Below are 13,622 nucleotides of genomic sequence, written 5' to 3' on the forward strand. Positions count from 1 at the left end.
GGGAGGCTGGTTGATTGTGAAACATTTACTTACGATGACAGATTTGTCGATTGAGGAAATTACAGGCTTGCTTTTAGATGCTGAGGCATTTGCTAATGGGGAAACGTGGATGCCAGCAAAAAGACACTTTGTAGCAAATTTATTTTTTGAAGCGAGCACGCGTACTAAAATCAGCTTTGAAATGGCACAGCGGAAGCTTGGGCTGGATGTAATCCCTTTTGAAGTGCAAACATCAAGTGTATTAAAAGGCGAAAGCCTATCCGATACAGTGAAGACTTTAGAAGCAATTGGAGTGGAAACCGTAGTAATTCGTCATTCAGAAGATAATTTTTTTGCAAATTTAATACAAAGTGGTGTATATTTATCCATAATGAATGCTGGTGATGGATGCGGGCATCATCCTACACAATGTTTATTGGACTTGATGACCATTAAACAGGAATTTCAAACGTTTCGAGGTTTAAAAGTGGCAATCATAGGAGATATCAGGCATAGCCGCGTAGCGCGATCAAATGCGGAAACACTGACCCGATTAGGCGCAAAGGTTGTTTTCTCAGGCCCACAAACTTGGGCGAATCCTCCGGGAAGTAATGTGGCCTATGAACCAATTGATGACGCTATCGAAAACGCAGATGTAGTTATGTTGCTCCGGATCCAGCATGAACGTCATTCAGTGGAAATGCCAATGAGCAAAATAGAATATTTGAACAGATATGGCTTGACGATTGAAAGGGAGAGACGGCTGAGGAGTAATTGTATAATTATGCATCCCGCGCCAGTGAACAGAGGTGTGGAAATTGATGATTCTTTAGTTGAATGCGCACGTTCGCGAATATTTAAACAAATGACCAATGGAGTATATGTGAGAATGGCTGCTTTAAAAAATAGTATCGAGCAAAGGGGAGGAGCGGCAAATCATGAATACAATTATAAAAAGTGCGCAATTTTATCTTGAGGATGGAACACAGGTCACAAAGGATATTTTAATTCAAAACGGAGTGATTTCCGATATCCAGGATGAATTGCAAAATCAGCAGGCAAACATCATTCATGCTAAAGGATTTTTATTGGCACCTGGTTTTATCGATTTGCATGTTCACCTAAGAGAGCCGGGAGGAGAACATAAAGAAACGATTGAAACAGGTACACAGGCTGCAGCAAAAGGCGGATTTACCACTGTAGCTGCTATGCCGAATACACGACCCGTTCCGGATACAGCCGAACATTTACGTTCGTTAAATAATAGAATAAGAGAAACGGCGAGCACAAGGGTATTGCCCTATGCATCAATTACAGTCAGGGAGCTCGGAAAGGAATTAACTGATTTTGAATCTCTGAAAAAATCCGGAGCATTTGCCTTTACAGATGACGGAGTCGGCATCCAGTCAGCTGGTATGATGCTTGAAGCTATGAAAAAAGCTGCAAAACTGGATATGACCATTGTCGCTCATTGTGAGGATAATTCGTTAATTCAAAGTGGATGTGTACATGAAGGAATCTATTCGAGAGAACATGAATTACCCGGCATCCCTTCAGTATGTGAAGCGGTCCATATTGCCAGGGATGTATTACTGGCCGAGACAACAGGGTGCCATTATCATGTTTGCCACATAAGCACGAAGGAGTCTGTAAGAACGGTTCGTGATGCCAAGAAAGCAGGCATACATGTAACAGCAGAGGTAACCCCCCATCATTTGTTACTGTCCGAAATGGACATTAAGGAGCTGGATCCTAATTTTAAAATGAATCCGCCTTTAAGAGGTGAGGATGACAAAAAAGCATTGCTAGAAGGCCTGTTAGACGGGACGATTGATTTTATCGCTACGGATCATGCCCCCCATTCAGAAGAAGAAAAATCACAACATATCAGGCTTGCACCGTTTGGCATAGTTGGATTAGAAACAGCTTTTCCGCTGTTGTATACATATTTGGTGAAAAAGGGAGCGATGACCCTGAAACAATTAATTGATTTCTTGACGATAAAACCAGCTCAAGCATTTAAACTTAACTACGGAAAAATAGAAAAAGGAAGACAAGCGGATCTAGTTCTGATTGATTTAGAAGAAGAGCAAGTAATTAATCCTCAAACCTTTCTTTCCAAAGGAAAAAACACACCATTTGCTGGCCTGAGCTGTCAAGGATGGCCGGTTATGACGATTGTGGAAGGTAAAGTAGTTTGGCAGAAAGGAAGTCTAACTGAATGAAGAGACAATTAATTTTAGAAGATGGAACAATTTTTATTGGTGAAGCATTTGGAGGAGAAAGCGATAAAATTGGTGAGGTTGTATTTAATACGGGGATGACCGGTTATCAGGAGATTTTATCTGACCCTTCTTATTGTGGTCAAATTATTACGATGACTTATCCTTTAATCGGCAACTATGGAATCAATAGGGATGATTTTGAGTCAATCGCTCCGAGTCTCAGTGGCCTAATTGTAAAAGAAGTGGCTGATTTTCCTTCGAATTGGAGAAGTGATTTTTCTCTTGATGAATACATGAAAATAAAGAATATTCCTGGCATTGCAGGGATTGATACTCGGAAATTGACAAGAATGATTCGTGAAAGAGGTACAGTAAAAGGTGTAATTTGTTCAATAACTAAAGATGCTGAAACGATGCTCCACCAAGTGAAAGCAACTGTGCTGCCTCGTAATCAGGTTCAAAAGGTATCTACAAAAAAAGCGTTTCCCAGTCCAGGACGCGGTTATCGAGTAGTCGTGGTGGATTTCGGAATGAAGCATGGAATATTAAGAGAATTAAATAATCGAGGCTGTGATGTAATCGTTGTTCCTTATAATACTACCTTTGAAGAAATTATGACGCTGCGTCCGGATGGTATCATGCTGACAAATGGACCGGGAGACCCTGAAAATGTTCCGGAAGCGATTGAAATGATAAGAAAAATTATCGGAAAAGTGCCAATGTTCGGTATTTGTCTCGGTCACCAGTTGTTCGCTTTAGCATGTAATGCTGAAACTGAAAAAATGAAATTTGGGCATCGCGGTTCCAATCACCCAGTTAAAGATTTAAAAACAGGTAAAATTGCACTGACCTCGCAAAACCATGGATACACAGTAAAATATGACTCTATTGAACAAACAGACTTGGAAGTTACGCATATTGCATTAAATGATGGAACGATTGAGGGATTAAGACATAAATACTACGATGCTTTCACCGTCCAATATCACCCGGAATCATCGCCTGGCCCGGAGGACGCAAATTATTTATTTGATCAATTCATTAGCATGATTGAGAGATCCAAACTGAAGGAGGCAGTAAAATGAGTAAACGTACAGATATTAAATCCATCCTGGTTATTGGATCCGGACCGATTGTAATCGGCCAGGCAGCAGAATTTGATTATGCGGGTACACAAGCTTGTCTGGCATTAAAAGAAGAAGGGTATCGTGTAGTCCTGGTAAATTCCAACCCGGCTACAATTATGACAGACACGGAAATTGCAGATGCGGTTTATATTGAGCCATTAACGTTAGAGTTTGTCAGTAAAATCATCCGTAAAGAACGCCCTGATGCTTTATTGCCCACACTTGGAGGCCAAACTGGACTAAATCTGGCTGTAGAACTGTCCAATTCTGGAGTGCTCGAGGAATGCAGTGTTGAAATTCTGGGAACAAAGCTATCGGCAATTGAGCAGGCTGAGGACCGTGATCTATTCCGAACCTTAATGAACGAATTGAATGAACCGGTTCCTGACAGCGCAATTATTCATAATCTGGAAGAAGCCGAGGCTTTTGTTCAGACTGTAGGATACCCTGTAATTGTACGACCGGCTTATACACTTGGAGGGACAGGCGGCGGAATCTGTTCAAACGAAGAGGAATTACGCGAGATTGTAGCCGGTGGTCTCAAGAGCAGTCCTGTCACCCAATGCTTGCTGGAAAAAAGTATTGCAGGGTTCAAGGAAATTGAATATGAAGTCATGAGAGATTCGAATGATAATGCAATCGTGGTTTGTAACATGGAAAATATCGATCCTGTCGGAATACATACGGGAGATTCGATTGTAGTGGCACCGAGCCAAACATTGAGTGATCGAGAATATCAATTATTGCGCAATGCGTCGTTGAAAATTATTCGTTCTTTAAAAATTGAAGGAGGCTGTAATGTTCAGCTTGCTCTTGATCCAGATAGCTTCAATTACTACATTATCGAGGTTAACCCAAGGGTGAGCCGTTCGTCTGCACTTGCTTCTAAAGCAACCGGTTATCCCATTGCAAAGCTTGCAGCTAAAATTGCAGTTGGTTTGACACTTGATGAGATGATCAATCCCGTAACTGGAAAAACATATGCGAGCTTTGAACCGGCACTTGATTATGTCGTAACCAAAATACCACGCTGGCCATTTGATAAATTTGAGGAAGGGAACAGAACCCTCGGAACGCAAATGAAAGCAACTGGTGAGGTTATGGCAATTGGCAGAACGTTCGAGGAATCTCTATTAAAAGCAATTCGCTCCCTAGAGGTTGGAATCTTACACTTTGAATTGCCCAAGGCTGAGATGATTATGGATGAAGAGATTGAAAAACAAATTAAAAAAGCAACAGATGAACGTCTATTTTATATTGCTGAAGGGCTGAAGCGCGGATTAACGATTCAGTTGATCCATGAATGGTCTCGGATTGATTTATTCTTTCTGCATAAATTTGCAAAGATTGTTGAGATGGAAGCTAAACTATTAGAAGCCCCCTTCCATCCGGGATATACATTAATAGCCAAAAAACTTGGTTTCTCTGATTATATCTTAGCAAAGCTTTGGAATAGCTCTGAATTGGAAGTGTATCAATGGCGCATGGACAATCAAATTAAACCGGTATTTAAAATGGTCGATACCTGTGCTGCGGAGTTTGAATCTGAAACACCATATTTTTACTCCACTTATGAGGATGAGAATGAATCAATCATAACACCAAAGAGGAGTGTCGTCGTACTTGGTTCAGGACCCATTCGAATCGGGCAGGGAGTTGAATTTGATTACGCAACTGTTCATTCTGTCTGGGCGATTAAAGAGGCCGGCTATGAAGCGATTATTATAAACAGCAATCCGGAAACGGTCTCAACTGATTTTAGCATATCAGACAAATTATATTTTGAGCCCTTAACGATTGAAGATGTGATGAATGTCATAGATTTAGAAAAACCAGAAGGGGTTATTGTACAATTTGGCGGCCAGACTGCCATTAATCTTGCCTCAGCCCTTGTAGAAAGAGGAGTTAAGATACTGGGAACGTCTTTAGAGGATGTAGATCGATCTGAAAATCGCGATATGTTTGAGCAAGCTTTAACGGAACTGAATATCCCGCAGCCTAAAGGGAAAACAGCCTTGTCAGTGGAGGAAGCAGTCGAAGTGGCTGATGAGATTGGATACCCTATTTTGGTAAGGCCGTCCTATGTTCTCGGTGGAAGGGCAATGGAGATCGTGGATGATCAGGAGGATTTACTGCATTATATGGAAAATGCCGTAAAGATAAATCCGAAGCATCCTGTATTAATCGATCGTTATTTAACAGGGAAAGAAATTGAAGTGGATGCGATTTCTGATGGTGAAACAGTTGTTATTCCGGGAATCATGGAGCATATTGAACGGGCTGGCGTCCATTCCGGCGATTCTATAGCAGTCTACCCTCCACAGAATCTATCAGAGAGTATGAAAGAAAAAATCATAGATTATACGATTAAACTGGCAAAGGGTTTAAATATCATTGGCTTGTTTAATATCCAATATGTAGTCTCCAATAATGAAGTGTATGTAATTGAAGTTAATCCCCGTTCAAGCAGGACTGTGCCGTTCTTAAGCAAGATCACTAATGTTCCAATGGCAAACTTGGCTACTAAGGTCATTTTGGGACAAAAGCTTAAAGATTATGGTTTCGAAAATGGTCTTGTATCTGAAAAGACGGGTGTTTACGTAAAAGTACCGGTATTTTCATTCGCGAAGCTACGCCAGGTTGAAATTACGCTCGGACCAGAAATGAAGTCAACAGGTGAAGTGCTGGGAAAAGACGATACATTACAAAAGGCTTTGTATAAAGGGTTAATTGCATCAGGAATTCAGATAAAGCAATATGGAACTGTCCTCTTGACTGTTGCGGATAAAGACAAAGAAGAGGCCGTTTTACTTGCGGAACGTTTCAATGAAATCGGCTATCAAATCATTGCTACAGAGGGAACGGCTCAAGCGTTAGATCAAGCGAATATTCCATGTCGAATTGTTGGAAAAATTGGCAGTGAAGAGCCGAACTTATTGGATATGATTCATAATGGCAAAGCACAGCTGGTTATTAATACGTTAACCAAGGGAAAACAGCCTGAACGTGATGGCTTTAGAATTCGTCGTGAGTCGGTTGAAAATGGGATTCCTTGCATGACTTCCTTGGATACGGCCAATGCCATTTTAACAGTACTGGAATCGCTAACGTTTTCGACAACTAAAATGAACCATATGCAAACAGCCAAGGAGGCAATCAGCTTATGATTCAAAAAGAGATGATGACAGTCGTCAGCCATCGAATGATTGCACCGAAAATATTTGAAATGACTATGGAGGGGACGCTTGTCTCCTCCATGACAATGCCCGGACAATTTGTACATATCAAAGTATCGGATGGGATAGGTCCTTTGCTGCGCAGGCCAATCAGCATATGTCAGATTGACCCTGAGCAATCTCGTTTTACAATCGTTTACAGAGCGGAAGGAAAGGGAACCAGCATTCTTTCTGAAAAAAAGCCGGGGGAAAAAGTCGATGTGCTTGGTCCGCTTGGCAATGGGTTTACGATTGAGGAAGTGAACCCGGGAGGAAAAGCACTTTTGATTGGCGGAGGAATTGGAATACCACCTTTATTACAGCTATCAAGAGATTTAACGGCAAAAGGTGTATCTGTCATTCATATTTTTGGTCTCCGTACCAAAGCTGATATTTTTTATGAGAACGAATTTGCTGAGCTCGGGGAGACCATTGTCACAACTGAAGACGGGACGTACGGAATAAAAGGATATGTAACAAATGCTTCAGCTCCGTTGGACATTGATGTGGTTTATGCATGTGGACCAACACCGATGCTAAAGGCCGTTAAGGATAAATATGAAGGGAAAAAGGTGTTTATTTCGCTTGAAGAGAGAATGGGCTGCGGAATAGGAGCCTGCTTTGCCTGTGTGTGCCGTACCCCGGAAAATGGTTACCGGAAGATATGTACGGATGGCCCGGTATTTCGTTCAGAGGAGGTGGTCATATGAATAATCAATTACGTATGCAGCTGCCTGGATTAGCCTTAAAAAATCCGATTATGCCGGCATCTGGTTGTTTCGGGTTTGGCAGGGAATACAGCCAGTTCTATGATCTCGGCAAGTTGGGTGCCGTCATCATTAAATCAACGACTCTTGAACCGCGTTTTGGAAATCCGACCCCAAGAGTAGCGGAAACAAATGCAGGGATGCTAAATGCTATTGGACTTCAAAACCCTGGCTTGGAGCATGTGATGAATGAGGAACTTCCATGGCTTGATACGTACGATGTACCGATTATTGCTAATGTGGCAGGAACCTTGATGGAGGATTACGTGGAGACGGCGAAACGGATAAGTACAGCTCCGAATGTGCATGCTCTTGAACTAAATATTTCCTGTCCGAATGTAAAATGCGGCGGTATTCAATTTGGTACCGATCCGTCTGTGGCTAAAGAATTAACTAAAGCGGTAAAAGAAGTATCTTCAGTGCCAGTCTACGTTAAATTGTCTCCGAATGTCAGCGATATAGTTTCCATTGCGAAGGCAGTCGAAGAAGGCGGTGCTGATGGACTGACGATGATTAATACACTAATAGGAATGCGTATTAATCTCAAAACAGCCCAGCCGATTTTAGCGAATCGGACAGGCGGTTTATCAGGGCCGGCTATTAAGCCGGTTGCGATTCGAATGATTCATGATGTTAGCTCACAGGTTTCGATTCCTATCATTGGCATGGGCGGCATTGAAACAGCAGAGGATGTAATTGAATTCCTATATGCAGGTGCGAGTGCGGTTGCGGTTGGAACAGCAAACTTCATTAATCCGTTTGTAATGCCAGAGATTATTGACGCTCTGCCAGATCTTATTTTATCACTCGGGTTTGATCATATATCTGAATGTATAGGAAGGAGTTGGAATAAGAATGCGCAGTACACCGGTTATCGCGCTTGATTTTCCTAATAGAGAGCTTACCTTGCGTTTTTTACATAAATTTAATGAGGAAAAACTGGCTGTTAAAGTAGGTATGGAGCTTTATTACGGGGAAGGTCCTTCTATCATTACGGCAATTAAAGAATTGGGACATGACATTTTTCTGGACTTAAAATTGCACGATATTCCCAATACGGTTGGGAAAGCAATGGAAACAGTGGCAAGACTGGGAGTCGATATGGTTAATGTTCATGCAGCAGGCGGAAGAAAGATGATGGAATATGCACTTGAAGGTCTTGAAAAGGGTACTCCTCCTGGAGAAAAAAGACCGCTATGTATAGCAGTTACTCAATTGACGAGTACAAGTGAAGAGCAGATGCAAAGAGAGCAATTCATTCAGTCAACCCTGGCTGAAAGTGTCATTCATTATAGTCAATTAGCAAAAGAATCAGACCTTGATGGAGTGGTTTGTTCCGTACATGAAGTCCAGCAAATTAAAAATCAGGTTGGCCGAAATTTTATAACCGTTACTCCTGGAATTCGTCTGGCTAGTGATACAGCAGAAGACCAACAAAGAGTGGCTACACCATTTATGGCTAGTGTGCAGGGAAGTGATTATATCGTTGTGGGTAGAAGTATTACAAAGGCAGAGAATCCAATAGAGGCCTATTATAAGATTGTTGAAGAATGGGAGAGACCGATATGAAAAGAAAAATAGCAGAGCGTTTATTATCTATTCAAGCCGTTGCCTTACAGCCAAGCCATCCTTTTACCTGGTCATCTGGGATCAAATCTCCCATTTATTGTGATAATCGATTAACGATGTCTTATCCGGAAGTACGGAAGGATATAGCGAAAGGTCTGGCTCAATTAATAAAAGAAAAATTTCCTGAAGCAGAGATTATTGCAGGAACAGCTACAGCAGGTATACCGCATGCTGCCTGGGTAAGTGAACAACTGGATTTCCCGATGATTTATGTACGTTCCAGTGCAAAAGGGCATGGAAAAGGAAATCAAATTGAGGGGAAAGCGGAAAAAAGCGATAAAGTGGTCATCGTGGAGGATTTGATCTCAACGGGAGGAAGCTCAATCACATGTGCCAAGGCATTGCGTGAAGCCGGCTGTGATGTACTAGGGGTTGTATCAATCTTTACATATGAAATGGATAAAGCAACTAGTGCATTTGCTGATATTGAGATTCCATACTATTCCTTAAGCGATTATTCTACTCTTATTGAAGTTGCGGAAGAACACCAATACGTGACAAAGGAGGAGCTGAATAAGCTCCGTAAATGGAAGCAAAATCCTTATGATGAGAGTTGGGTCAACTAAATACATAAAGAGTCAGCGAGAAATGATTTGAATTTGTTTGAGTTTCCCCTTTTTGTTTATGTCTGTTAAACGTTATGTTGATTATAGGTGATCTGATTGAGCGAATGCTAGAATTAGAGGGAGAGTATACCGCGAGCCGCCAACAAGAAATATCATAAGGAAAAAGACTGAGTGGTTTCATTCAGTCTTTTTGTTCATTCGGCTCTCGTAATAGTCTCCGGATAAGGTAAACTGGCATAAAAGGAGGAATGGAGAATGGCAGAGTTACCCGAAATCTATCAATTAAGCACCCAGATGAATGACTCTCTCACGGGTAAACAAATTGAACGGGTGGAAATAAAGCAGGAAAAGTGCTGCAATGTTTCGGGGTTGGTATTTTCATCACGAGTAATAGGATCAACGGTTAAAGCGGTTCAAAATAAAGGGAAAGGGATCATCGTTTCCCTATCGAATGGAGAAAACATGTTAATTTCGCTCGGGATGGGAGGAGATTTGCTTTACTTTGAACACATTTCATCCAATCCCGTTCAGGAAAAATATCAATTCCTTATCCAATTTCAAGATGGGACAGGGTTTTCCATCCGATTTTGGTGGTTTGGAAAAGTGTATATCGCCAATGAACAAGAAATCAAAGAAGAAAAATCAATCAAAGATATTGCCTTCACTCCATTCGATGAGGAATTTACCTATGACTATATCAGACGGTTGGTTAACGGAAAAAAAGCGGGAATTAAATCCTTCTTGTTGAATCAAAAAAACGTTGGCGGAATCGGCAATATGTATATTCACGATATCTTGTTTGAAAGCGGAATTCATCCTCAGAAGAAAGTATCCGACCTATCGGAAGAAGAGGTCAAAAACCTCTATGACAGCATGCAGGAACAATTGCACCATTCTTTATCCAAGGGGAGTTTTTCTCTTGAAAAGGATTTTTATGGACACAACGGTGGGTACTCGACGAGTGATTTTCAGATAGCGTATAAAAAAGGGGAACCTTGCCCTAGATGCGGGGAGACCATTCAATCGATCAAAACAGGAAGCACCACCTCGTACTTTTGTCCTGCGTGTCAGAGGTTGTCAAAGACGGAATGAAATATTCTGTCTTTTTTTGATTTTGTTCATCCAGGAAACATCAGTTTTAGTTAGACAATCCCACTAAAAGATGCTTGCAAATACCAAAAATTGGGTAAAAATATGAGTGTGAATGTGAATAAAAAGGAGGAAAAGAGCATGGGGAGACTGGATGGAAAAGTGGCAATTATCACGGGTGCATCACGAGGAATGGGTTCTGAACACGTTAGAGAGTTTGTCAAAGAAGGAGCTAAAGTGGTGATTACGGATGTACTCGAAGCGGAGGGAAGGACGTTATCGAAAGAGCTCGGGGAGAACACACTATTTGTGAAACACGATGTAACCAATCCAGACGATTGGAAACATGTCATAAACCAAGCGGTTGAAGCCTTTGGACCTGTGACGGTTTTGGTGAATAATGCTGGATATGCTGGTCCTGTGTCTTCGCTGACCGATTTGGCAGATGAAGACTACCTCAAAATCATAAGTATAGACCAACATGGAACCTTCTATGGGATGAAAGCGTTAATTCCGCATATGATCGAGGCGGGTGGAGGCTCCATTGTGAATATATCATCTACCGCAGGATTAAGACATGTCAATGGAACCCCCAATGTGGCGTATACGGCAGCCAAACATGCAGTGAACGGGTTGACGAAAGCAGCAGCCGTAGAATACGCCGACAAGAATATTCGAATCAATGTGATATGTCCAGGAGGTGTATTAACCCCGCTGCTAAAAGAAACCTATACACAAGAACAACTGGATATGTATGCTACAGCTCCGATAGGACGATTATCAGACCCACAAGAAATCTCTAAACCAGTCTTGTTTTTAGCCTCGGACGACGCCTCCTATATAACGGGAGCGGAGTATGTCGTGGATGGGGGACTATTAGCTAGATAGCTCAATCGGGCGATAGGTGAAAATCAACCGACTGGCCGTCTTCAGAGGCTCAAAAAAATATCAGGGAAGATCCCTGATATTTTTTATTGGCAGTCTTTTTCTCCCCCCACTTTAGCAAGTGTGTATAAGGAGGAAATTTAAGAAGATAACAAAACAGGTTAATATAACTGTGGATATACTTTGATACTGTTCGTAATATGCAGCGAGCGGGAACTGATTTTTTTGTTGGGATACGAACGCCCTGGACACTCAGCAATGATGAAGTATCTTATTTCCTATTTAGAGTAATAACAAAAGAATAATAATATAATAAAAACGCAGCGGAAAATTAAAACCGCTGCGTTTATCTATGCTTTTAAGGATAAAACCACTTCTTCATCCGGGGTAACATAGTAGGTTGTTTGATTATCATAGGTTACAAAGCCCGGTTTTGAGCCGGCTGTTTTTTTGACATGCCTGATTAGTGTAGAGTCTACCGGAACTTGGCTCGACTGCCTGGCTTTACTGAAATAGGCAGCCAGAATGGCGGCTTCTTTTATCGTTTGTTCGGTAGGGTTTGCATCGCGGATGACAACATGGGATCCCGGAATATCCTTTGTATGGAACCAAAGCTGATTTTTAGCCGCTAGGCGATTGGTTAAATATTCATTCTGCTTATTGTTTTTACCTACCAAAATTTCAATGCCATCACTGGACAAATAGGAATCAAGGACAGGTTTTAAATCTTTTTTCTTACCTTGCTTTTTGGTATATCTTTTTTTCACATATCCGCCTTCTTCAAGCTCTTCACGGATTTCCTGCAAATCTCTTGGTGAGGCAGTGTTCATTTGGTGGATTAAATTATCGAGATATTGAATTTCCTCATTTGTTTTTTCGATTTGATCGATTACAAAGGATTTGGCGTTCTTTGCCTTTTGGTATTTAGAAAAATACCATTGAGCATTTTCAGAAGGGGTTTTTCGGACATCGAGCTCAATCAAAAGAGTAGGTTGATTTTCATCATAATAATCAATTACTTCAGCACTCTTCATTCCTTTGTTCAAAGCGTAAATATGACCGGTTATCAGTTCCCCGTATTTCTTGAATATTTCTGCCTTCTCTGAATCCTGCAGAGTCTCTTCTAATTTTATTAGTTTCTTTTCATTTTTTTCTTTTTCATTTGAGAGAATTCTCTCCAGGTCATGCGCTTGCTGCTTGACGCGATCCCGATCCGCTTTTTGATAATAAAAGCGATCTAACAATAAGCTTAGCGAAGGGAATTCCTTCTTATCACCTTTCAAATGCTGAAGGGGGATGAGGTAAAAAGCTTCCTTATCACCTGTAACCAATGTTGGCTGATAATTATGTGATTTTAATTGCTCCATTATTATATTGAAGCTCTCTGGAACGGTCTCCCTGTTTACGAGTCCAGCCCTGTATGTTATTTCTTTCGCAAGAAGAGGAGAGATACCAGCAAACTGTGTGACCAATTGTTTATCAATTTTGCCAGCAAAATAATCAATATGTGTCAAGCCTTTATCTATATCTGATAGCGGATTGATTTTATTCTGAGCTGGCGGCAAAACGTAGGAATGACCTGGCAATAATGTCCTGTAGCTGTTTAAAGCAGGCGGTACATGCTTGATACAGTCTATGATCATATTTCTTTCTTTATCAACAAGAATAATATTGCTGTGTTTGCCCATTATCTCTATGATTAATAATTTTTGAGTTATGTCGCCGATTTCATTGCGCCCTCTAATCTCAAATTTAATGATTCTTTCCAATTCAGGCTGTTCGATTTTCTCTATAAAATAGCCTTCCAAATGTTTACGAAGCAGCATGCAAAACATGGGTGCTTCTGAAGGGTTATCCGTGTTTTCTTCTGTTAGTTGTACACGAGCATAGCTGGGATGTGCAGACAACAGAAGCTTATGATTGGTTCTGCCTGCGCGAATGACTAGCAGTAATTCATTTTTATAGGGCTGATGAATTTTTGTTATTCGTCCACCAGTTAACGTCTCTGATAATTCTTCGGTCATTGCTCTTGTAAAAAAACCGTCAAAGGACATATATGTGACACCTTCTTTAGTAAGTATTCGAATTATAAATCTCCATTCAAACAAGTATAGCATTTTTTAGGACAACTCTGAATAAA

Annotated in this window: 11 protein-coding genes; 10 read left to right on the top strand and 1 reads right to left on the bottom strand. The window is 41.1% G+C overall.

Going from position 1 to position 13,622, the window contains the following annotated elements; translation table 11 throughout:
* Positions 1–16 precede the first annotated feature (16 nt).
* The 10 genes from F7984_RS06465 to F7984_RS06510 all read left to right on the top strand — a co-directional run bounded on the left by F7984_RS06465 (position 17) and on the right by F7984_RS06510 (position 11,485).
* Positions 17–955, top strand: coding sequence for an aspartate carbamoyltransferase catalytic subunit (locus F7984_RS06465; RefSeq protein ID WP_066100647.1), 939 nt, complete (start codon positions 17–19; stop codon positions 953–955).
* A complete protein-coding gene (locus tag F7984_RS06470; protein ID WP_140461242.1) occupies positions 918–2,204 on the top strand; it encodes a dihydroorotase in 1,287 nt (428 codons plus the stop codon). The genes F7984_RS06465 and F7984_RS06470 overlap by 38 nt, the downstream gene beginning before the upstream one ends.
* The gene (locus F7984_RS06475; protein ID WP_140461243.1) at positions 2,201–3,289 is read left to right on the top strand and encodes a carbamoyl phosphate synthase small subunit; all 1,089 of its coding nucleotides are present in this window, start codon (positions 2,201–2,203) and stop codon (positions 3,287–3,289) included. The genes F7984_RS06470 and F7984_RS06475 overlap by 4 nt, the downstream gene beginning before the upstream one ends.
* On the top strand, positions 3,286–6,498 hold the full coding sequence (gene carB / locus F7984_RS06480) for a carbamoyl-phosphate synthase large subunit (protein ID WP_140461244.1): 3,213 nt from the start codon (positions 3,286–3,288) through the stop codon (positions 6,496–6,498). The genes F7984_RS06475 and carB overlap by 4 nt, the downstream gene beginning before the upstream one ends.
* Entirely contained in the window at positions 6,495–7,256 is a 762-nt protein-coding gene (locus F7984_RS06485) for a dihydroorotate dehydrogenase electron transfer subunit (RefSeq protein WP_140461245.1), read from the top strand. Before carB ends, F7984_RS06485 begins: the two co-directional genes overlap by 4 nt.
* Positions 7,253–8,197, top strand: coding sequence for a dihydroorotate dehydrogenase (locus F7984_RS06490; RefSeq protein ID WP_140461246.1), 945 nt, complete (start codon positions 7,253–7,255; stop codon positions 8,195–8,197). The genes F7984_RS06485 and F7984_RS06490 overlap by 4 nt, the downstream gene beginning before the upstream one ends.
* The gene (pyrF, locus tag F7984_RS06495; RefSeq protein WP_140461247.1) at positions 8,169–8,882 is read left to right on the top strand and encodes an orotidine-5'-phosphate decarboxylase; all 714 of its coding nucleotides are present in this window, start codon (positions 8,169–8,171) and stop codon (positions 8,880–8,882) included. Before F7984_RS06490 ends, pyrF begins: the two co-directional genes overlap by 29 nt.
* Positions 8,879–9,508, top strand: a complete 630-nt coding sequence (pyrE, locus tag F7984_RS06500; protein ID WP_140461248.1) for an orotate phosphoribosyltransferase — start codon at positions 8,879–8,881, stop codon at positions 9,506–9,508. Before pyrF ends, pyrE begins: the two co-directional genes overlap by 4 nt.
* A gap of 255 nt (positions 9,509–9,763) precedes the next feature.
* Positions 9,764–10,600, top strand: coding sequence for an Fpg/Nei family DNA glycosylase (locus F7984_RS06505; protein WP_140461249.1), 837 nt, complete (start codon positions 9,764–9,766; stop codon positions 10,598–10,600).
* A 138-nt stretch (positions 10,601–10,738) separates the two neighbouring features.
* Positions 10,739–11,485: an SDR family NAD(P)-dependent oxidoreductase gene (locus tag F7984_RS06510; RefSeq protein WP_140461250.1), complete on the top strand. Its 747-nt coding sequence runs from the start codon at positions 10,739–10,741 to the stop codon at positions 11,483–11,485.
* 347 nt (positions 11,486–11,832) lie between these two features.
* Here F7984_RS06510 and F7984_RS06515 read toward each other — a convergent pair whose 3' ends face one another.
* On the bottom strand, positions 11,833–13,536 hold the full coding sequence (locus F7984_RS06515) for an Rqc2 family fibronectin-binding protein (protein WP_140461251.1): 1,704 nt from the start codon (positions 13,534–13,536) through the stop codon (positions 11,833–11,835).
* Positions 13,537–13,622 lie beyond the last annotated feature (86 nt).

This window comes from Pradoshia sp. D12 (genome assembly GCF_008935075.1).
Taxonomy (GTDB): Bacteria; Bacillota; Bacilli; order Bacillales; family Pradoshiaceae; genus Pradoshia.